At 61.9% G+C, this 21,709-nt stretch carries 18 protein-coding genes; 10 read left to right on the forward strand and 8 right to left on the reverse strand.

Annotated features, from left to right (window positions below):
- Positions 1-54: 54 nt before the first annotated feature.
- Positions 55-1,041: a complex I NDUFA9 subunit family protein gene (locus ACT6QH_RS04925; RefSeq protein WP_444973699.1), complete on the reverse strand. Its 987-nt coding sequence runs from the start codon at positions 1,039-1,041 to the stop codon at positions 55-57.
- 331 nt (positions 1,042-1,372) lie between these two features.
- On the opposite strand from ACT6QH_RS04925, the gene rpsT reads away from it, so the two are divergent.
- The 7 genes from rpsT to hisS all read left to right on the forward strand — a co-directional run bounded on the left by rpsT (position 1,373) and on the right by hisS (position 11,694).
- Entirely contained in the window at positions 1,373-1,639 is a 267-nt protein-coding gene (rpsT, locus tag ACT6QH_RS04930; RefSeq protein ID WP_444973700.1) for a 30S ribosomal protein S20, read from the forward strand.
- 1,238 nt (positions 1,640-2,877) lie between these two features.
- On the forward strand, positions 2,878-4,359 hold the full coding sequence (gene dnaA / locus ACT6QH_RS04935; protein ID WP_444973794.1) for a chromosomal replication initiator protein DnaA: 1,482 nt from the start codon (positions 2,878-2,880) through the stop codon (positions 4,357-4,359).
- 294 nt (positions 4,360-4,653) lie between these two features.
- Positions 4,654-5,772: a DNA polymerase III subunit beta gene (dnaN, locus tag ACT6QH_RS04940; RefSeq protein ID WP_444973701.1), complete on the forward strand. Its 1,119-nt coding sequence runs from the start codon at positions 4,654-4,656 to the stop codon at positions 5,770-5,772.
- Positions 5,773-5,978: 206 nt separating this feature from the next.
- Positions 5,979-7,145 (forward strand): DNA replication/repair protein RecF, encoded by a 1,167-nt coding sequence (recF, locus tag ACT6QH_RS04945; RefSeq protein ID WP_444973702.1) that lies wholly within the window; start codon positions 5,979-5,981, stop codon positions 7,143-7,145.
- Positions 7,146-7,509: 364 nt separating this feature from the next.
- Positions 7,510-8,166: a L,D-transpeptidase gene (locus tag ACT6QH_RS04950; RefSeq protein ID WP_444973703.1), complete on the forward strand. Its 657-nt coding sequence runs from the start codon at positions 7,510-7,512 to the stop codon at positions 8,164-8,166.
- Between the two features lie 201 nt (positions 8,167-8,367).
- Complete coding sequence (gene mdlC, locus ACT6QH_RS04955) at positions 8,368-10,002, forward strand: benzoylformate decarboxylase (protein WP_444973704.1); 1,635 nt, start codon at positions 8,368-8,370, stop codon at positions 10,000-10,002.
- Positions 10,003-10,161: 159 nt separating this feature from the next.
- Positions 10,162-11,694 carry a histidine--tRNA ligase gene (gene hisS / locus ACT6QH_RS04960; protein WP_444973705.1) on the forward strand — a complete coding sequence of 511 codons (1,533 nt, stop codon included), beginning with the start codon at positions 10,162-10,164 and terminating at the stop codon, positions 11,692-11,694.
- Between the two features lie 122 nt (positions 11,695-11,816).
- On the opposite strand, the gene ACT6QH_RS04965 is transcribed toward hisS, so the two are convergent.
- Genes ACT6QH_RS04965 through ACT6QH_RS04975 form a run of 3 tightly spaced genes read right to left on the reverse strand, consistent with a single transcriptional unit; the run spans position 11,817 to position 15,067 of the window.
- A complete protein-coding gene (locus tag ACT6QH_RS04965) occupies positions 11,817-12,905 on the reverse strand; it encodes an Hsp33 family molecular chaperone (protein ID WP_444973706.1) in 1,089 nt (362 codons plus the stop codon).
- A gap of 12 nt (positions 12,906-12,917) precedes the next feature.
- Positions 12,918-13,850, reverse strand: a complete 933-nt coding sequence (gene argF, locus ACT6QH_RS04970; RefSeq protein ID WP_444973707.1) for an ornithine carbamoyltransferase — start codon at positions 13,848-13,850, stop codon at positions 12,918-12,920.
- A complete protein-coding gene (locus tag ACT6QH_RS04975) occupies positions 13,850-15,067 on the reverse strand; it encodes an aspartate aminotransferase family protein (RefSeq protein WP_444973708.1) in 1,218 nt (405 codons plus the stop codon). The genes argF and ACT6QH_RS04975 overlap by 1 nt, the downstream gene beginning before the upstream one ends.
- A gap of 846 nt (positions 15,068-15,913) precedes the next feature.
- Here ACT6QH_RS04975 and ACT6QH_RS04980 point away from each other — a divergent pair.
- From ACT6QH_RS04980 to ACT6QH_RS04990, 3 genes are all read left to right on the forward strand, one after another.
- Positions 15,914-16,450: a GcrA family cell cycle regulator gene (locus tag ACT6QH_RS04980; protein ID WP_444973709.1), complete on the forward strand. Its 537-nt coding sequence runs from the start codon at positions 15,914-15,916 to the stop codon at positions 16,448-16,450.
- Between the two features lie 244 nt (positions 16,451-16,694).
- Positions 16,695-16,874 carry a hypothetical protein gene (locus tag ACT6QH_RS04985; RefSeq protein ID WP_444973710.1) on the forward strand — a complete coding sequence of 60 codons (180 nt, stop codon included), beginning with the start codon at positions 16,695-16,697 and terminating at the stop codon, positions 16,872-16,874.
- A gap of 494 nt (positions 16,875-17,368) precedes the next feature.
- Positions 17,369-18,238 (forward strand): DMT family transporter, encoded by an 870-nt coding sequence (locus tag ACT6QH_RS04990; RefSeq protein WP_444973711.1) that lies wholly within the window; start codon positions 17,369-17,371, stop codon positions 18,236-18,238.
- A gap of 57 nt (positions 18,239-18,295) precedes the next feature.
- Here the strand turns inward: ACT6QH_RS04990 and phoB are convergent, their stop codons facing one another.
- The 4 genes from phoB to pstA all read right to left on the reverse strand — a co-directional run bounded on the left by phoB (position 18,296) and on the right by pstA (position 21,707).
- Positions 18,296-18,994 carry a phosphate regulon transcriptional regulator PhoB gene (gene phoB / locus ACT6QH_RS04995; protein ID WP_444973712.1) on the reverse strand — a complete coding sequence of 233 codons (699 nt, stop codon included), beginning with the start codon at positions 18,992-18,994 and terminating at the stop codon, positions 18,296-18,298.
- Between the two features lie 186 nt (positions 18,995-19,180).
- On the reverse strand, positions 19,181-19,897 hold the full coding sequence (gene phoU, locus ACT6QH_RS05000; RefSeq protein ID WP_444973795.1) for a phosphate signaling complex protein PhoU: 717 nt from the start codon (positions 19,895-19,897) through the stop codon (positions 19,181-19,183).
- Between the two features lie 19 nt (positions 19,898-19,916).
- On the reverse strand, positions 19,917-20,741 hold the full coding sequence (gene pstB, locus ACT6QH_RS05005; protein WP_444973713.1) for a phosphate ABC transporter ATP-binding protein PstB: 825 nt from the start codon (positions 20,739-20,741) through the stop codon (positions 19,917-19,919).
- 132 nt (positions 20,742-20,873) lie between these two features.
- A complete protein-coding gene (pstA, locus tag ACT6QH_RS05010; protein ID WP_444973714.1) occupies positions 20,874-21,707 on the reverse strand; it encodes a phosphate ABC transporter permease PstA in 834 nt (277 codons plus the stop codon).
- Positions 21,708-21,709 lie beyond the last annotated feature (2 nt).

Below are 21,709 nucleotides of genomic sequence, written 5' to 3' on the forward strand. Positions count from 1 at the left end.
CTCTCCCGCGCGGCCGGAGCCAGATCCGGCCGCCCTATCCTGCCCTGCTCAGGCTCACGCCTCAAGATGCGTAAACTGACCCGCCTTGCGGAAGCGCCAGAGATAGCTCGGCAGCACGATGGACAACGCCGCTGGCGTGATTCCGAATGCCGAAAGCACACGCCCTTCAGCTTCGGCCGCAGCCGACACCACATTATCCGAGCGCAACAATGCGACCTGATCGGAGGTCAGCGGCGCACCGGGAATCCACTGCGTCAGGCCGGCCACGAAGCTGGCGAGGCCGAAAGGCAGGTTCAGATAGGGACGCGTGGTGCCGATTTCACGCTGGGTCAGGTCCATCAGCTCACGGAAGGTCCGCACTTCGGGGCCACCCAGCTCATAAACAGCGCCCGGCTGGGCCGCGCCATCAACCGCCTTCTGCACCACCTGCGCGACATCTGTCACGAAAACCGGCTGGAAACGGGTGCTCCCCCCGCCCACCAGCGGCACCACCGGTGATGTCCGGGCCATGGCGGCGAAGCGGTTGAAGAAATCATCATCAGTGCCAAACAGCAGCGAAGGACGCAGAATCACCGCATCCGGCTTGGCGGCCAGCACAGCGGCCTCACCATCCGCCTTGCTGCGCGCATAGGCGGATGCCGCCTTCGCATCCGCGCCGATGGCGGAAACATGCACCAAGCGCGCGCCAATGCGCGCTGCGGCCACGGCCACATCCCTGGCGCCTTCCACATGCACCTTGTCGTAACGCTGGCGACCACCCTCGCTCAGAATGCCGACGAGATTCACCACAGCGTCCGAACCCTGCATCACATGAGCGACAGAATCAGGGAAGCGCACATTGGCCTGCACCGGCTCGATCTGCCCGACAGCCCCCATGGGACGCAGGAAACCAGCCAGTTGTGGCCGGCGTACAGCCACGCGAATCCGGTAGCCCTGCGCCGCCAGCGCCCGCACAACATAGCGACCCAGGAAGCCCGAACCGCCGAACACCGTTACAAGGCTGCCATTCAAAGGACGACCGTTCACCGCCATCTCGCTCATGCCTGAACCCCCGGCTTTCGCACCCGCTACGCAGGCGCCGCCTCCATATCATTACTACAGGAAGCACATACGCGAAGGAGACGCCCCGCGTCCAGCACCTCAATAGGCCATGGCGGAACCCCATCTTCCCGACGCCAGCCTCCACATGAAATCGGGCACCCCTGCAAAGCCCGGACTGTCGCACAGCAGCCATATTGACGAGCGCGCCCTTGCCGACTATAAGCCAGCTCAATCCGCAGGCAGCCCGGCTGCCCGCACGGAATCCTATTTTCAACGTCAGGACGGGCCCGCACCAAGGTGCTCCGTTCTCGCAAACCAGCAAGGACGGCCGATGGCCAATACGCCCTCCGCCAAGAAGGCGGTTCGCAAGATCGCGCGTCGCACCGAAGTCAACCGCAACCGGCGTTCCCGCATGCGCACCTATCTGCGCAAGGTGGAAGATGCGCTGGCGACCGGCAATGCCACCGCTGCGACGGAAGCCTTCAAGGCTGCCGAACCCGAGATCATGCGCGCCGTGACCAAGGGCATTCTGCACAAGAACACTGCTTCCCGTAAGGTTTCGCGCCTCGCCTCCCGCGTGCGCAAGCTGAGCGCCTGATCTTTACTTTCATCCGAAAGTAAAACGAGAAAGGTCCGGTCATCCGGGCCTTTTTTCGTTCGCACAGCTCCAGCCTCCACCAGATGGCTCCGCGCGCCGGAATGCCCGCACCCCGCCTCCAGCCCATGACAGGGCGAGCCGGCCGTTTGCGCATGCCTGAACGCGCCTGTCCATATGGGCTCCAAACTCCCGACATTCCCCTCGCCGGAGGCTACAGAATCGCCCCCGGAGAATCGTTCGCGCTTGCCCCAGCAGAGGGTCCAGAGTCAAGCAGGGCCACCCCTTTGAACGCCCCTGCGGCGGCTTTTTCCAGCACCCAGACCGCTCAAAAATACCCCTTATAATTCAATGCGTTATAGCATAAGAGCCTGACAGCACCCCCGCTGGCGCGCCCCAGCCGCCCTGCCGCCCTGCCGCGCCATTTGGTGCGTCCGGCCTCCGCCATTTTCCGCCTGATCGGGATTCTCGCTGTCCTCACAGCGGTTTGCCGACTGACCTAAAACCCCACCGGAAAGCGCCATGAATTTCGCTTGCCCCCAGAATTCTCCCAGCGCAGGGGAAAGGCGTTGCACCCCCCGGAGCGCCTGTGTATGGTCAACCTCGTTCCGGGGGAGACTCCCGGGTTCCACTACAGACCGAAGCTTTTACAGCTCTTCGTGGATGAGGAGGGGTGTATTGTGACTTTGCCACGACTGCATTTCTTCCGCGTTGCGCGCATCCCGACCGAGCGGAACCTTCACATTGCCACCAAGGTGCAGGGGCCTCTTCTTGCCCTGAGCTTTGGGCACCCATAGGAACCAGACATTCTGTTTCATTCAAACGTCGCAGGCGCCAAACGTCTGTGGCAGACGGGGCGGTTATGACTTCAGGCACAGTATCGGCACCGGATGCAGCACCTTTCATGCAGGTTTCGGCCTTTGTGTTCCGCATCCAGGCCGCAGGGCATGTGACGCACCCTGACAGGCAGACGCATATCTGCCGGGATGGGTTCCGCTGCCCGACCAATGCCGATGGCATGACCGCGCCGGCATAAACCGGCCCCTCCGTCTTTCGTTTTTGCCGTCTTCAAGATCAACGACGCCCCGGCCCACGCAATCTGTTTCAGGTGCGTGAACGGCTTTCGCGTCACAATAAGGAACGCGCCCATGCGCGGCAGGACTGCCATGCTCAAGCCTCAGCCTCACGATGCCACCCAGACCGGCTCCGGCTTTCAGCCGGGATTCGCGGATACGGCGGGCATGGATGATGAGAGCCCTTGGCCGCGTGTGCGCCAGCGCCTGCATGACGAAATTGGCGAGGAAAAGTTTTCCAGCTGGTTCGCCCGCATGGAAGTGGACGCCATCACCGGTGAAACCGTGCGCCTTTCCGTGCCCACGCGCTTCCTGAAATCCTGGATTCAGGAAAACTATCTGCCCCGTATCGCCGAGCTGTTCGCCGAGGAAACCGGCGTGCGCCGTCGCATGGATCTGACGGTGCGCTCCGCCGTGGCGCGTCCTGTGGCTGTCAAAAGCGCCGCCGTGCGTCGTCCCGCCTCGACACCGACCGCAGGTGGTGCGCGTCTGCGCGCCGTGGAAACCCATACGCCGGCACGCGCCACCCCCGCCTCTTCCGGCCCGGCCCTTGCTGCGAACGCCCGAAATGCCGATTCTGCTGGCGCCGATGCCTCCGATATGTCGTCCGGCTCGCCACTTGATCCGCGACTGACCTTCGAGACCTTCGTGGTCGGCAAGTCCAACTCGCTGGCCCATGCTGCGGCCAAGCAGGTTGCGGAGGCCGCAAGCGGTGCGAGCCCGGTCTATAATCCGCTCTATCTCCATGCCGCAGTGGGCCTTGGCAAGACGCATCTGTTGCAGGCCATTGCCTGGGCGGGCAGGCAGCATGGCCGCCGCACCACCTACCTTACGGCAGAGCGCTTCATGTATGGTTTTGTGGCGGCGCTGAAAAGCCACTCCGCCATCGCCTTCAAGGACGCCCTGCGCAGCATCGACACGCTGGTGATTGATGACCTGCAATTCCTGAAGGGCAATAATCTGCAACAGGAATTCTGCCACACCCTCAATGCCCTGCTGGATGGCGGGCGACAGGTGGTGGTGGCGGCGGATTGCGTGCCGGCCGATCTTGAGCATCTGGACGAGCGTGTGCGTTCACGCCTTGCCGGCGGGCTGGTGGTGGAACTCGCCACGCTGGAAGAAGAACTGCGCCTGCAAATTCTCAAGAGCCGCTATCAGACTCTTCAGGAGCAGCATTCCGGTTTCAGCGTTCCCGCCAATGTGCTGGAATTCCTGGCCCGCAGCGTGGGCCAGAGCGGGCGCGATCTGGATGGCGCCCTCAACAAGCTGCTCGCCTTCAACCAGCTGACCAGCGAGCCTGTCACGCTGGAAATGGCTGAAAATGCCGTGAAGGATCTCATTCGCCCCTGTGATCCCAAGCGGGTGCGGGTGGATGATATTCTGCGCATCGTAGCCAAGCATTATAATGTCTCGCGGGCCGACATCCTCTCCCAGCGCCGGACCGCCAATGTGGTGAAGCCCCGTCAGGTCGCCATGTATCTGGCCAAGACACTGACGCTGCGTTCCCTGCCCGAGATTGGCCGTCGCTTTGGTGGGCGCGATCACACCACCGTGCTGCATGCGGTGCGCAAGATTGATCGCCTGCTGGCCACCGATCGCGGCCTCTCCGACGAAATCGAATTGCTCAAGCGCACCGTCCAGGAAGCCTGAGCCTTGCAAGAGGGGGCGAACTGACGCCCCCTTTTTTGCCTGTCCTGATGCCGGATGACGCCGCCCGGCACGAAAATTCTTCCGCCGGCCTTGCCTTGGGGCCGAACGGGCGGCAATCTTCCCGGCCCGGCCTTCGCGCGTGCAGCAGTTCTGCCTGCATGCTCGTGAGGGCCACCACCCCAAGGGGCCAGTTCCGCAATTGTGGGGTCATGGCCCATCCCTGGAATCTGGAGGCGAACCTGAAGCCCGGCCCGGCCGGTGCGCTGGAGCGCCAGAGCGAAGAGATAACGGGCCATGAAGGTGACCGTCGAGCGCGTTGAGCTTCTCAAGTCGCTCAGCCATGTTCACCGTGTTGTGGAGCGCCGCAACACCATTCCGATTCTCGCCAATGTGCTGATCCGCGCGGCCAGCAGCGGGCTGGAACTGAAGGCGACCGATCTGGACCTCGAGGTGGTGGAAAGCCTGCCCGCCGAGGTTTCGCAGGAAGGCGCCACCACGGTGCCCGCCCATGTGCTGTACGATATCGTGCGCAAGCTGCCTGACGGGGCACAGGTGATGCTGGAAAGCTCCGGCGAGCATGGCACGCTGACAGTGCGCGCCTCCCGCGCGCGTTTCCAGCTTCAGACCCTGCCGGAAGCTGATTTCCCTGATCTGGCCGCTGGCGAATTTGCCTATAATTTCAAGGTGAAGGCGCTGGATCTGCGCCGTCTGGTGGACAAGACCCAGTTCGCCATTTCCACTGAAGAAACGCGCTACTATCTCAATGGCATCTATCTGCATGTCACGGGGGAGGCCAGCGCGCCGATGCTGCGCGCGGTGGCCACCGATGGCCACCGCCTAGCTCAGGCGGAACTGCCCGCCCCGGAAGGTGCAGATGGCCTGCCAGGCGTGATCGTACCGCGCAAGACAGTGGCCGAAATCCAGAAGCTGCTGGAAGACAAAGAGGCAGAAGCGTCCGTCTCGGTCTCCACCACCAAGATCCGCGTGCAGGTGGGGGCCATCGTGCTCACCTCCAAGCTGATTGACGGCACTTTCCCGGATTATGGCCGCGTCATCCCCCAGGGCAATGACAAGCTGCTACAGGTGGACAAGGACGCCTTCGCCGCTGCGGTGGACCGTGTCTCCACCGTGTCCAGCGAGCGCGGGCGAGCGGTGAAGCTGGCCATGGCCGATGGGCGGCTGACCCTCTCCGTCAGCAACCCCGATTCGGGCAGCGCCACAGAAGAGCTGGAAGTGGAATATGGCGCGGAAGCGCTCGAGATCGGCTTCAATGCCCGCTATCTGCTGGACATCATGTCCCAGATTGAAGGTGACACGGCCGAGCTGAAATTCGCTGATTCCGGCTCCCCCACCCTGGTGCGCGACGCCAACAAGCAGGATTCGCTTTATGTGCTCATGCCCATGCGGGTGTGATCGCCTCAGTTGAAGCGATACCGGACAAGCAAAAGGGCGCGCCACGGGCTGCGCCCTTTTTCATATGTCGGCGGCTTGCTCGCAGCCGCATACGCCCTCCCCGCTTGCCTTGAAAGCACAGACCGGCCTATTTCATCTCACACAAGGCGCGTGGCCTGTCACCGCGAGAAACAGCCGCGCCCGCATTGGTATATCGCCTCACATCTATGCTTCACGCCCGTATCCGCACCCTTACCCTCAGCCGCTTTCGCTCCTATGGCGCAATGCGACTCAGCGTGGAAGCCGGGCCAGTGGTGCTGACGGGACCGAATGGCGCGGGCAAGACCAATGTGTTGGAGGCCATCTCCTTTCTCACCCCCGGCCGGGGCCTGCGACGGGCCCAGCTCACAGATATTGGCCAGCGGGAGATGGGGGCACACGCACCGCAGCATACGCCCCATGGCCCGGCACACGCCTTCCCTTGGGCTGTGTCCGCGCTGGTGGAAGGGGCCTATGGTGAAGTGCGTCTCGGCACCGGCATGGAAGGGCCAGAAGCCACCACCCGCCGCAGCCGGATTGATGGCGAACCCGCGGGTTCCGCCAACGCCTTTCTCGATCATCTCAAGGTGATCTGGCTGACCCCGGAAATGGACGGCCTGTTCACCGGCCCCCCATCTGACCGACGGCGCTATCTGGATCGACTGGTTCTGGCCGTTGATGGCAGCCATGGCAGCCGGGTCAACAGCCTTGAGCGGGCCTTGCGCGCGCGCAATCGCCTGCTGGAAGAGAATGGCGCCCCGCGCTTTCTGGATGCGGTGGAACATGAGCTGGCGGAGCTGGCGATTGCCGTTTCCGCCGCACGAGTGGAAACTGTCGCCCGGCTGGCCGCCGAAATCGCAGCCCACCACGATGAATCCTCTCCCTTCCCCTTTGCCGATGTCACGCTGGATGGGGCTGTTGAGCGCATGCTCGCCACCGCCCCCGCGCTGGAGGTGGAGGACCGCTACCGCGCTATGCTGCGCGACAATCGCCCGCGGGACAAAGCCGCCGGCCGCACGCTGGAAGGCCCGCACCTGTGTGACCTTCTGGTGCGCCACGGCTCCAAGCACCTGCCGGCCGCACGTTGTTCCACCGGCGAGCAGAAATCCCTGCTCATCGGGCTCACCCTCTCCCATGCCCGCCTGATTACGGCCATGCAGGGGCTTTCGCCCGTACTGCTGCTGGATGATGTGGTGGCCTATCTCGACAGCGCCCGCCGTGCGGGCCTGTTCAGCGCCCTGGCGCAGCTGGGTGCACAGGTCTGGATGACGGGTGCCGAGCCCGCCGCCTTTACACAATTGGACGGCGGGGAACATTTTACCGTCTCGCCCGGCACCATTTCCCGTGCAGACTGAACCGATTTTCACGCGCTGAAATATTGCACCGCACATGGTGCATATGCGCCACAGAACAGGGTGGCGGGACGCCCCCCTAGTGGCGAGCAAAACCCTGTGATTACAACCGTGTACAAGAACAGGCTCAAGCCCCCGGTCCGCCCGTATCATTCCCGCCACACTGTGGCATATGCGCAACCCGGAACATGAGCGACCGTGCTACAGCAAAGATGTTCGCGGGAGAGGTGTGACTTTTTTCGCGGCGTTAACCTTAATGCCACCTTACCGCGATTGAATGCGCTGACAGACAGGCGGAACCGCCGCCCCTGCCGCGCGGAATACGCGATGGCAGCATCCCGTTTCGTATTTTCGTGTTGGGCAGACCATGGCACTTGATCTGACGAAAAGCCGATTTTTGACTCGCCTCCTGCTCATTCTGGGCGCTCCGCTGGCACTCGCCGCCTGTGTCACCAATCAGACCCCGCCGCCTTCCGCTGGCGTGTTCGATTCCCGATATGCCGCGATTGACACCGAGCCCCACCCCGTCAATGCGGTGGATCTGTCAGAGGTTGACCCGAAATATCGTCGTCAGGTGGTCAGCTACCCCACCAAACATGCCCCCGGCACCATTGTGGTCGATATCACGGATCGCCACCTCTATCTGGTGCAGAAAAATGGCAAGGCCATTCGTTACGGTGTGGGCGTGGGCAAGCAGGGCTACTCCTTTTCAGGTTCGGCCACCATCAAGCGCAAGCAGGAATGGCCGCACTGGACGCCGACCCCCAACATGATCAAGCGTGAGCCCAAGCGTTATGGCCCCTATGCCGGCGGCCTGCCAGGCGGCGAGACCAATCCGCTGGGTCCGCGCGCGCTGTATCTCTATCAGGGCAACCGCGATACGCTGTTCCGCATTCATGGCACCACCGAGCCCTGGTCCATCGGAAAGCAGATTTCCTCGGGCTGCATCCGCCTGCTGAATCAGGACATTATCGACCTGTATTCGCGCGTACCGCTGGGCACCCGCGTGGTGGTGAAGCGCTAAAACGCGTCACCCTCGCCCTCGGGCCATATCATCCCGTTCAGAAGGCCGGGTCTGGCGCTGCGCAAGCGGTTCAGGCCCGGCCTTTTTACATGCGCCCCCCCAAACGCCATGGGAAAGCTGGCCAATGGTCCTTAGCTGAGTCACTGTGGGCAGTGTCAGGGCGGGCGGCTTTTGAGCCCGTCAATCATCTGGAGTCGGCACATGACCATGACGGTTCGTTCGGTCACATATGATCTGTTACGCCAGCTCGGTCTCACCACATTTTTCGGCAATCCCGGCTCCACGGAAGAAACATTCCTGAAGGATTTTCCAGCGGATTTCACCTATCATCTGGCCTTGCAGGAAGCCTCCGCCATCGCCATGGCTGACGGTTATGCGCAAGCCACAGGCAAACCCGCGCTGGTGAATGTCCATACGGCAGCGGGCCTGGGCAATGCGATGGGCAATCTCATCACTGCGGCCCTGAACAAGACACCGCTGATTGTCACCGCTGGCCAGCAGACGCGTGAGATGCTGCTGATGGAGCCATGGCTCACCAATGTGGAGGCCACACGCCTGCCCCAGCCCTGGGTGAAATGGTCATATGAACCCAGCCGCGCGGAAGATGTGCCGGGGGCTTTCATGCGGGCCTGCGCCACTGCCATGCAAGCCCCATGTGGTCCTGTTTTCCTGTCTCTCCCGCTTGATGACTGGGACAAGCCGATGCAAGCTCCGGCCGTGGTGCGCACCGTTAGCCACCGCATTGCGCCTGACCCGGCCCGACTGATGGAGTTTGCGGAAATTCTCTCCGCGGCCCGCTCCCCTGCGCTCATCTTTGGCGCTGCCATTGATCGCGGCAATGGCTGGGATGTCGCTGTCGCATTGGCCGAAAAAATGGGAGCAACCGTCTACGCCGCCCCTGCCAGCGAGCGCGCGCCCTTCCCCGAAACCCACCCGCTCTATGCCGGCGGCCTGCCCTTCGCCAAGGGGCCGCTCAGCGCGCGGCTGAAGGGGCATGATGTCGCCATTGTCATCGGCGCCCCGGTGTTTCGCTATTATCCGTGGGTGCCAGGTGAATATCTGCCGGAAGGTCTGCATCTGCTCCATATTTCTGATGATCCGGCAGAAACCGCCCGCGCCCCGGTGGGCGACAGTCTGGTGGGTGACGCCGTGCTGGCTACACAGGCGCTGCTCCATCTGGTGCATACGCCGGAAGCGCCCGCCACGGTCAGCGCTGTAACACCTGCCCCGCACCATCTGGCTCCGCAGCCCGCCCATCCGCCCCATCAGGATGCCAGCGGCCTTCCCACTGCGGCTGATGTGTTTGCGGCCTTGGCGGATGTTCGGCCGGAACATGCTGTTCTGGTGGAAGAAAGCCCTTCCAATCTGGCCGATCTGCACCGCGCCTGGCCTATTACGGAACCGGCCACCTTCTTTACCTTTGCCTCTGGCGGGCTGGGCTGGAATCTGCCGGCTTCCGTTGGCATTGCCTTGGGTGAACGTGACACCGGCCGCCATCGTCCGGTCTTGATGGTGGTGGGCGACGGCTCCTTCCAATATTCCGTGCAGGCTTTGTGGTCTGCCGCGCAAAACAATCTGCCCATTGTGTTCATCGTGATGCGCAACGGGCAATATGGCATCCTCAAATCCTTTGCACGGCTGGAGGAAACCCCAGGCGTGCCGGGGCTGGACATTCCTGACATTGATATTGTCAGCCTGGCCAGAGGCTATGGATGTGCAGCCGAACGCATCACCAATCTGGACACCCTGAAGGCACAGGTGAAGGCTGGCTTTAGCGGCGCAGGCCCGGTGGTGCTGGAAGTGCCCATTGCTCCCACCATTCCCCCGCTCATCTGAAGCCGCAGCACCATCTTCTTCAGGGCACTGCCGGCAGGCAACATCATGCCACCGCCTTGTCGTGTGCCGCCGCATCTTTTAAGAGCAAGGCTGTGTGGTGCGTGCGATGCGTGCCGCACCACACAGCCCTTTCATGTCCCTAGAAATATCGAGAGTCCCATGGCGAAAGACTTCAAGCCGAAGGCCCGGCTTCCCCGCGGCCTTGCAGACCGCACCGGCCCGGAGCTTTCCGCCACCCATTCCATGCTGGACAAGATCCGCGCTGTCTACGCCCTCTACGGGTTTGACGCGCTTGAAACACCGATGATGGAATATACGGATGCGCTGGGCAAATTCCTGCCGGATCAGGACCGCCCGAATGAAGGCGTGTTCTCGCTGAAGGATGATGACGAGCAGTGGCTCTCGCTGCGCTATGACCTCACCGCTCCGCTGGCCCGCCATGTGGCCGAACATTATGACACCCTGCCCAAGCCTTTCCGCTCCTATCGGGCCGGCTATGTGTTCCGCAATGAAAAGCCGGGGCCGGGGCGTTTTCGCCAGTTCATGCAGTTCGATGCCGATACGGTGGGCGCGCCCGGCGTGCAGGCCGACGCCGAAATCTGCATGATGGCCGCCGATACGCTGGAAGCGGTGGGCGTGCCGCGGGGCGATTACATCATCCGCGTCAACAACCGCAAGGTGCTGGATGGCGTGATGGAGGTCATCGGCATTGGCGGGGACGAGAATTTCGGCCGTCGCCTCACCGTGCTGCGGGCCATCGACAAGTTCGACAAGTTCGGCCTTGAGGGCGTAGCCCTGCTTCTGGGCGCGGGCCGCAAGGATGAGAGCGGCGATTTCACCAAGGGTGCCGGGCTGGATGAACGCCAGAGCGCCGTTGTACTCGCCATGCTCTCCGGCGAGAGCGGCCTTTCCGCTGATGGTGATGGCGCGCAGATCGAGATGGGGGGTGATGTGGAGATGGCCGCGGCCCTCGTCTCCAACGCCAGCTTCCAGGAAGGCATGACAGAATTGCGCGACATTGCCGCGCTGGTCGCCGCAGCCGGCTATCAGGACCGGGTGAAAATCGACCCCTCCGTCGTGCGTGGGCTCGAATATTATACCGGCCCCGTCTATGAGGCCGAGCTGACCTTCGAAATCCGCGATGAGAAGGGCCATCCGGTGCGCTTCGGCTCGGTGGCCGGTGGCGGGCGTTATGATGGGCTGGTGGCCCGCTTCAAGGGCGAGAAGGTGCCGGCCACGGGCTTCTCCATCGGCGTCTCCCGCCTGCTTTCGGCGCTGGCCGCGCTGGGCAAGCTGGATGCGGAGGCAGAGCTCGCCCCTGTCGTGGTGCTGGTGATGGACAAGCAGCCCAGCCGCATTGCCGACTACATGAAGATGGTCTCCAATCTGCGCGCCAATGGCATCCGCGCCGAAATGTATATGGGCGGCGGCGGCATGAAGGCGCAGATGAAATATGCCGACAAGCGCGGCGCGCCGGCGGTCATCATTCAGGGGTCCAACGAGAAGGAAGCCGGCGAAGTCCAGATCAAGGATCTGGTGGAGGGCGCAAGGATCGCCGCCTCCATCGCCGATAATGCCGAATATCGTGCCGTGCGCCCGGCCCAGTTCGCAGTGAAGGAAAGCGAGCTGGTGGATGCCATTCGCGGTGTTCTCGAACGCCGGGCCGAGCCGACTCTGGAACTGGATGACTGAACGCCACGCGGCGCGCATCTCCATGAGATTGCGCGCCGGCCCGGCTGAGGCCAGATAATCAAAAGGCCGGAGCAATGCTCCGGCCTTTTCAATATGTGAATATATCTGGCGAAATCTGGAGCCTACTGCCCCAACGGGCAGCTCTGCACAGTGCTACCCACCACCTCTTCAGCCTCGAACTCATAGGTGCGGCCACAAAATTCACAGGTCACGGTCAGCTTGCCGTCATCCTGCACCATGGCCTCCTGCTCATCGCGCGGGAAGGCGGCGAGAACGCCGGCCACACGCTCGCGCGAGCAGGAACAGTGCGCCGTGATAGGCACGGTATCAAATACCCGCACGCCATTTTCGTGAAACAGGCGAAACAGCAGTCGCTCACTGGACAAATCACGATCCAGCAGTTCCACATCCTCCAGCGTGCCAATCAGTGCACGGGCCTCGGCCCAGGCATCATCTTCCGCAGCGTCCGCACCTGATGCACCACCCGGCGCATCACCGGGATGCAGGTCCACCATGCGGGCGCGGGAAGCATCCTGTGGGAAGAACTGAATCATCACGCCGCCGGCTCGCCATTTTGAGGCATTGCCGCCGGCCTGCATTTCCTCACCCACGGCCAGACGCACCAGAGTGGGGATCTGCTCCGACTGGCGGAAATATTCGTGAGCCGCCTCTTCCAGCCCCTCACCTTGCAGAGCCACAACACCCTGATAACGATTGGTGGACAAGCCCTGGTCAATGGTCATCACCAGATGGCCGCGCCCAAGAAGCGCGGGAACATCCACCTCACCCTTCTGCACGGCTTCCGCCAACGCCTCGTCATCAAAACGGGCATAGGCGCGGATCTTGTCTGGAGCGACAAAATCCGCCACCACCATGTTCACGGGCCCATCCGTCTGGGTTTGCAGAATGAAGCGCCCCTCAAACTTGAGCGAGGAACCCAGCAGCACGGCAAGCGCCACCGCCTCACCCAGCACACGCTTCACGAGGGCGGGGTAATCATGATGGGCCAGCACCGCATCCATGGCCGCACCCAGCCGCACGGAGCGCCCGCGCAGATCCAGCGCATCCACCTGGAACGGGGTGACGATATTATCGACCACCTCGGCGCTGGCGCCACGGCTGGTGGAGCCGGCCTTGTCATCAGCAGGCTGGCTCGCGCCCCCCTTGCCGGAAGCGCCTTTACCGGAAGCACCCTTATCGTCAGCGCTCATGAGGTTCTCTCCTCATTCCCCCGCGGCGTCAAAACACCAGGCGAGGATGCCCTTCTGGGCGTGCAGGCGGTTTTCCGCCTCATCAAAGACCACAGATTGCGGACCATCCATCACATCGCTGGTCACTTCCTCCCCGCGATGGGCGGGAAGGCAATGCATGAAGAGCGCATCCTTGTGCGCCAGCCCCATCAACGCACTGTTGACCTGATAAGGCGCCAGCAGCTTGTGACGTCGATCCGCCTCCTTGTCGCCCATGGAAACCCAGGTATCTGTGATGATGCAATCTGCACCTTCCACCGCCGCTTTCGGATCTTCCATGAACTGGACCTTTGCCCCGGTCTTCGCGACGAAATCCAGCATATCCTGCCGGGGCGCGAACGCCTTGGGCGTGGCGACATTCAGCGTCACGTCAAAGCGTTCCGCAGCGTGTATCCACGAGGCCAACACATTGTTGGAATCGCCCACCCAAGCCACCTTGCGGCCGGTGATGAGGCCGCGATGCTCTTCATAGGTCATCACGTCCGCCATCACCTGGCACGGGTGGGAGACCCGCGTCAGGCCATTGATGACCGGGATGGTGGCGTATTCCGCCAGCTCCAGCAACGCATCATGATCCAGAATGCGGATCATGATGGCATCCACGAAGCGCGAGAGCACGCGGGCCGTATCGGCGATGGTTTCGCCGCGGCCGAGCTGCATCTCAGCGCCCGTGAGCATGATGGTTTCGCCACCGAGCTGGCGCATGCCCACATCGAAAGACACGCGCGTGCGGGTGGAAGGACGATCAAAAACGGTGGCGAGGATCTTTCCGGCCAGCGGCTTTTCCTGCGTTCCTTCCCGGAAGCGCCCCTTCAGGGCCTTTGAGAAATCCAGCAGCTTGCGCAATTCGGCGGCAGAAAGTTCCGTCAGATCAAGAAAGTGGCGCACAGTGTTCTCCGTCCCCATCACGCTGCGCCCTCCGGCGCTGCGGCCTTGCCCTGCCGGGCCGCAACAGCCTCAAGATACTGGCAGGCGGCGCCAATCTTCTCCGCAGCCAGATCCACCTCCTCCGTGCTCACCACGAGCGGAGGCAACAAACGCAACACATTATCGCTGGCGGCCGGCGCCAGCAGACCTTCGGCCCGCAGTGCGGTCACCATGTCACCCACCGGAACCTTGAGCTTCAGGCCAACCAGAAGGCCCTTGCCCCGCACCTCCTGCAACACAGAAGGGTAGCGCTCCACCAGCGCATGCAAAGCCTTGTGCAGATGCGCGCTGACCGCATTCACATGCACGAGGAAATTGTCTTCCAGCACCAGATCCAGCACGGCATTGCCCACGGCCATGGCCAGCGGATTGCCGCCATAGGTGGAGCCATGCGTGCCCAGCGTCATGCCCTTGGCGGCTTCTTCCGTCGCAAGGCACGCCCCCATGGGAAAGCCGCCGCCAATACCCTTGGCCACGGCCATGATATCGGGCGTGACGCCCTCCCATTCATGGGCGAAGAGCTTGCCCGTACGGCCCACGCCGCACTGCACCTCATCCAGCACCAGTAGCAGGCCCTTTTCGTCGCACAGGTCGCGCAGCGCCTTCAGGAAGCCGGGAGGGGCGACACGCACACCGCCCTCCCCCTGCACCGGCTCCAGCAAAATCGCCCCGGTGCGCAGTGTCACGGCCGCGCGCACGGCCTCGATATCACCGAAGGGCACATGGGCGAAGCCTGGCAGATTAGGCTCAAAACCAGCCATATAGGCCGCGTTGCCGCCAGCCGCGATGGTCGCCAGCGTGCGCCCATGGAAAGCGCCCTTGAAGGCGATGATCTCGTTCTTCTCCGGCTCACCATTCGCATAGTGATATTTCCGCGCCATCTTGATCGCGCATTCCAGCGCTTCCGCACCGGAATTGGTGAAGAACATGGTATCGGCAAAGGTGGCGTCACACAGCCGCTGTGCCAGCCGCTCCCCACCGGGAATGCGGAACAGGTTGGAGATGTGCCAGAGCTTTTCAGCCTGCCCTTCCAGCGCCTTGACCAGATAGGGATGGGCATGACCCAGCACATTCACCGCAATGCCGGCGGTAAAATCCAGAAAACGTCGCCCGTCCGTCGTGACGAGCCAGCAGCCCTCTCCCCTCTCGAATTCGAGGTCGATGCGCGCATAGGTCGGCAGAACGGCGGTAATCAAAGGACCCTCCTGAGGGTACTGGGTTCAACGTTTCAGAGCGCCCCTCCTCGTGGAGCGTCTCGTGGACTGGATCTGCGAACCGGCTAGAAACCGGAAAAACGTGCCGCACCCGGAGCCTTTTGGGCACCAGTGGCCACGCGAATAAAAACTAAAAAGGGCCGCCCCAGCGGGGGGACGACCCTGCAAAATGAATTCTAATGAACGCGCGCGCGAGGTCAACAATTCTCGCCCGCAGATAAGGACTTCATTTCCGCACAGCACGCAACACCCCCCATGATCGAGCCAGACAGGAAGCCTGCCCCATGTCGGCGGCACGGGCTCTACAGTTGCGGATGGCCTTTTTCAAACTGCGCCCCGGCAACCATTCGCCCATTTTCTACAGGCACTTGTACAGGCACATGCGACAACGGCTTCATATCCGGGCGCAGCACAAATGCCGAGGCTGGACACAGGCAGGAACAAGCCCTGAGCAGCAGACACGGCAGCATTGAGCACGAAAAGCTCGCAAGGAGCTGGGGAAAACGCTAATGATTCGTTAATGGAGCCTGTCACCCGGATGGAGCATATTGTAGCTTCTCCCGAGCGACCTACGAGATGTCGTGCACCCTCATGATCCGCACACAAGGGGTGCCCGTCGCGCAGATCTGTGGCCTGCGCCTTCCGCCTGAGAGGCCCTCCGCCAGTGAGGTTCAGGGAAGGCCTGTCAACGGCAACAGGCCCGGTATTGTGAAAGGTTTGCGGCAGAACCTGCAATCTGCCGCGCGGCGTGGCGACGCCGCGGATCAATTGACCAGCCCGGCCTTCACGCAGGCCGGTGCTGAAGATGCGGCAATTTGGAGAAGAGCGATGAGCTGGACCGACGAGCGCGTCGAACTCCTGAAGAAGCTGTGGAGCGAAGGCCTCTCTGCAAGCCAGATCGCCAGCGAGCTTGGCGAAGTCACCCGGAATGCGGTCATCGGCAAGGTGCACCGCCTGGGCCTTTCGGGCCGCGCCAAAACCGTGGCCGCGCCGGCCCGCCCGCGCACCACCACCAAGGCCAAGGTTGAGCAGGCACCCGAGACGCCTCAGGCTGCGGCACCCCAGCGCCCGGCCACGCAAGGCAACGCCGCTCTCGCCCCGGTTCTGGAAGAGCTGGTGGAAGAGGCCCCGGCCCCGGCGCCGCGCCCGGTGGAAGCCAATGTGGTGCCCATGGGCCAAGGCTGCACCATCATGAACCTCACCGAATATACCTGCCGCTGGCCGGTAGGTGAGCCTGGTAGCGACGATTTCCATTTCTGCGGAGCCCGCTCCAACCCCGGCACGCCTTATTGTGCGCACCATGCGCGCATTGCCTACCAGCCGGTGCAGGACCGCCGTCGTGACCGCCGGGTTTCTTTCGTCTGAGAAAACCTTTGCGCAACATGACGTATCCAGCATGAATTATGGGGCCTTCGGGCCCCATATGTACATCCGCCCCGTGCAAATGCGTCACTCGGCGAGCGCATATTGAAGACCCGCTCTCCGCCTTCTCAGCCAGCCCTCGGGGGCGCTTGACGGGATGAACAGCCCTCCAGACGAACCAGCAGCCCCTTCAAGCACTTTCTGCGATTGAACTCACGCTTGGCCAGCCAGCGCTGCGCAGTTTCCGATGCAGGGCGCATTTCTTGACATCGCCCAACTCAAGACCGACATTTTCGTGGACTGGCCAACCATTCCATTCAAGATCCGGGGCTGGGCCGTATCCATCTCGATCCGTGAGCTTACCCTTGAGAGCCTCATTCAGCCGCTGGCAAACGCGCTGCGAAAGGCTGATTTTCTGTACAAGTAGAGCCTTCTGGCCAGCCCTGATGTCGTCAGCCCGACTTAAAGAGCCGTCTATCTTTCGAAAAAACACAGACCCTGTGCCTTCAGCCGGCAAGCTCCAGATTTTTTGCGGCTGACAGGTCCAGCGACTGGAGGGGGCAATCCACGGGCAAGCAGCGCTACAACTGCTAATGGCAGCGTGGCACGTGGCAATTCGCCAGATGATAAAGCCGGCACATACCACTTACCCGCAAAACAGTGTAGGCGCGCTGGTCGAGAATCCTCAGGCGCCGCGAGATCTCGGCTGTTGTGAGTTCCTCTCGCGCCAGCCCTAAATACTCTCTGAAACACTCATGCGGAAAGCCCATCTTCACCATTACAGAGACGGTCATAAGCCAAAGAGTATAAAGGCTTGTCTCGCATCAGGTGCGAGCAGTCGCAGCGGCCGATTCGCCCCCCTGCCACGCTCCCAACACTGTTCAGTTCCACCGCTCAGCGCCAGCCTCCCGGAACCACGCCATGCCCCGCCTGACAAACCTGCTGCTCACCGCCATGGCCCCCATCATCTGGGGCAGCAGTTACATTGTCACCACACAGTTTTTGCCAGAAGGCTACCCGCTCACCATCACGGTTCTGCGGGCGCTGCCAGCAGGGCTGCTCCTGCTACTGCTGAGCCGCCAACTGCCATCAGGCATCTGGTGGTTGCGCGCTTTCCTGCTTGGCGGGCTGAACTTCTCCCTGTTCTGGGCCCTACTCTTCATCTCTGCCTATCGGCTGCCCGGTGGCGTGGCGGCAACGCTCGGCAATTTTCAGCCGCCAATCGTCATTCTGCTGGCGTATCTGCTGCTTGGTGCGCCCATCCGGCCACTTTCCGTACTGGCCGTTTTCGCTGGCATTTCTGGCGTAGCCATGCTGGTACTGACGCCCGTAACACAACTGGACCCGCTGGGCATTGCAGCAGCCCTCGGCAGTGCCGCTTCCATGGCGACGGGCATCGTGCTCACCCGCCGATGGCAGCCTCCGGCCTCGTCACTGAGCTACACGGCTTGGCAACTCAGCGCAGGAGGACTGCTACTGATCCCCCTTGCCATTGCCTTTGAACCCCATCGCCCCGAGTTCACCTGGGTGAACATTGCTGCCATCAGCTGGCTCAGCCTTGCCGGCGCTGCGCTTTCATGCCTGCTCTGGTTTCGGGGGCTCGCCCGGCTGGAAGCGCCTGTCGTCTCATCTCTCGGCTTTCTCAGCCCACTGACCGCCGTTCTTCTGGGCTGGGTCTTTCTGGGACAGAGCCTCACCGCATGGCAACTTCTTGGTGCCGGGCTGGTTCTGGGCAGCATCTGGCTCAACCAGCGCACTTACAGCGCACCTTCCCACTCTTCACCTGCATGAAAGAACGGAGGGGCGATGTGATAGAAAATCCGCCCCGACACCACTATTCCGCAGTCTTCAGCCGCGCGCGAACATCTCGTTGAAGCTGTAACCCGCCCCACGTACCGTACGGATGGGGTCCAACTGTCGACCACGATTGATCGCCTTGCGCAAACGCCCGACATGCACATCCACCGTGCGCTCGTCGATATAGACATCCTGTCCCCACACGCCATCCAGCAGTTGCTCGCGTGAGAAGACCCGACCAGGGCTCTGCATCAGAAATTCCAGCAACCGGAATTCTGTGGGGCCCAGATGGATTTCCCGTCCGGCGCGATGAACACGATGGGTTTCCCGATCCAGCTCGATATCGCCGGCTTGCAACAGCGTGGCAACATGCTCCGGCTTGGCCCGACGCAGAAGGGCGCGCACGCGAGCCACCAGTTCCGGCACAGAGAAGGGCTTCACCACATAATCATCGGCCCCGGTGGAAAGTCCGCGCACCCGCTCGGTTTCCTCGCCTCGTGCCGTGAGCATGATGACAGGCAGACGCTGCGTCTCGGGTCGGCTGCGCAGGCGGCGGCATAATTCAATGCCAGAGAGGCCGGGCAGCATCCAATCCAGCACAACCAGATCCGGCACGCTTTCACGCAAACGCGTTTCCGCTTCGTCTCCTCGATCCACGCTTTCGACGCTATAGCCTTCCGCTTCCAGATTGTAGCGGAGCAGCAGGGTGAGGGGCTCCTCGTCCTCGACGATCAGAATACGCGCCGGCACTGTTCACACCTGTCTGTATAAAGCGAACGGCACCGGCCAGAATACTCTGCGCCTGCAAGCCGTGCGCCCGGCGGGCACAAAAGCGCCCACCCGGTTTCGCCCGAGAATATGAAGGCCTACCGTGAGGTGGCAGGCCCTTCCCTTCCGACCAGGGCCGGAAGGGAACAGCACCCTTTCCCGAAAGGCTCAATCTCCGGGAAAAGCCACCGTGGTATCGCTGGAAGCATCCGCCTTTGGCCGATTTTCCGGCAGCACCTGCCCCGTGACCATATAATAGATGATCTCTGCAATATTGGTGGCATGGTCGCCCATACGTTCAATATTCTTGGCAGAAAACAGAAGATGCGTGCAAACAGAGATGTTACGCGGATCTTCCATCATATAGGTCAGAAGCTCGCGGAACAGTGAGGTATACATGGTGTCGATATCACTATCGCGCCCCCACACCTCAACAGCCTTGGCCGCATTGCGCCCCGCATAGGCATCCAACACTTCCTTGAGCTGCTCCAGAACCAGGTCTGAGATATGCTCAACACCGCGCACCAGCTTCTGGGGGTGATACTCACCCTCAATAGCGATCACACGCTTGGAAATGTTTTTCGCCAGATCGCCAATACGCTCGATGTCATTGGCGATGCGGATGGCAGCCACGATCTCACGCAGATCCCCCGCCACCGGCTGACGCTTCGCGATAATGAGGACAGATTTCTCCTCAATATCGCGCTGCATCTGGTCAATGCTATCATCAAGCAGCACGACCTTCTGTGCCAGAGTCACATCGCGCTTGATCAGCGAATTGACGGAATCGGCCACCAGCCGCTCCGACTTGCCGCCCATCTCGACGACGGCGCGGCTGATTTCCTTCAGCTCTACATCGAACGAGGTCACAATATGATCGGGCATCCCCACGGTCCTTCCCTCCTCAGCCAAAGCGGCCGGTGATGTAGTCGCGCGTCTTGATTTCCTTCGGGTTCGTGAAGATCACATCCGAAGGCGCCACTTCGATCAGTTCACCCAGATAGAAGAAGGCGGTGTTATCAGCACAGCGCGCGGCCTGCTGCATATTATGGGTCACGATGACGATGGTGAAGTCACGCTTCAGCTCATCGATCAGGTCTTCGATCTTCGAGGTGGAGATCGGGTCAAGCGCGGAGGTCGGCTCGTCCAGAAGGATCACTTCCGGGCGCACCGCAATGGTGCGGGCAATGCACAGACGCTGCTGCTGACCGCCGGACATGCCGAGCGCCGAAGTGTTGAGGCGATCCTTCGTCTCGTCCCAGATGGCAGCCTTGCGCAGGCACCATTCCACACGCTCATCCATCTGCGCCTTGGAGAGCTTCTCATGCAGGCGCACGCCGAAGGCGATATTGTCATAGATGGACATGGGGAAGGGCGTGGGCTTCTGGAACACCATGCCGATGCGCGAGCGCACCACGGTGGAATCCAGCTCCTTGCCGACGATATTCACGCCGTCAAACATCACCTGGCCCTCGGCGCGCTGACCGGGATACAGGTCATACATGCGGTTGAAGACGCGCAGCAGAGTGGACTTGCCACAGCCCGACGGGCCGATCATGGCCGTCACGCGCTTTTCCGGAATATCGAAATTGATGTTCTTCAGGGCGTGGTTCTGCCCGTAATAGAACTGCAGGTTCTGCACCTTGATCTTGGAAGCGGCAGTCGCTGCGCCGGGCTTGGCCGCGACCGAAGATGCGATGTTGAAGGTGGGGTCGACCGCAGACGTCATCTGAGCCTCACTTGAAATTCTGCTGCCCGGCCAGATCAGCCACTGGCATGTTGGACACGGGGAAGATGCAAGCCCGGCGAAAAGAACGTCGGGCGAAGGTGATGGTGGCTACGCAAGCATTGAGCTCGCGCCTCAGTTCATCCGCGACAAGACCAGACGTGAAGCCACGTTCAGGAACAGCACGCCAACCGTAATCAGAAGGGCACCCGCCCAGGCCAGCGCAACCCAGTCATCGAAGGGCGCACCAGCGTACTGGTAGATCGCCACCGGGAGACTGGCCATAGGCTTGGACAGATCCACCGACCAGGCATTGTTGCCCAGAGAGGTGAACAGCAACGGCGCCGTTTCACCAGCCGCACGGGCAATGGCCAGCAGCAGACCGGTGACAATACCCGCACGAGCCGCACGCCAGGTGATGAAAGTAACCACCTTCCACTGCGGCGCACCGAGTGCGAAGGCCGCTTCACGCAGCCCCACCGGCACCAGGTTGAGCATATCTTCCGTGGTACGCACCACCACCGGAATGACGAGAATGGCCAGAGCCAGCGCGCCCGCCCAGCCGGAGAAGCCGCCGAACGGCACCACCAGAAGAGTATAGATGAACAGACCCACCAGAATGGAGGGGGCGGAAAGCAAAATGTCGTTCACGAAACGCGTGATACCCGCAATTTTCGTGCCCTTGCCATTCTCCGCCAGGAAGGTGCCGGCGAAGATACCGATGGGCGCGCCGATCACCAGTGCGATGCCGACCTGAATAAGCGACCCGACAATAGCGTTCAGCAAACCGCCATTCTGACCCGGCGGCTGGGTGATCTGCGTGAACACATTCAGACCCAGCGCGGGCAGGCCGCGGGCCAGAAGGGTCCACAAGATCCAGCCCAGCAGAAAGATACTGAGGACGGCGAAGCCGACGGACACCGCCTTGATGGTGGTATCCTTGGCGCGACGGACAGCGAGAGAAGCCATGA

The organism is Haloleucobacter albus (genome assembly GCF_052492075.1).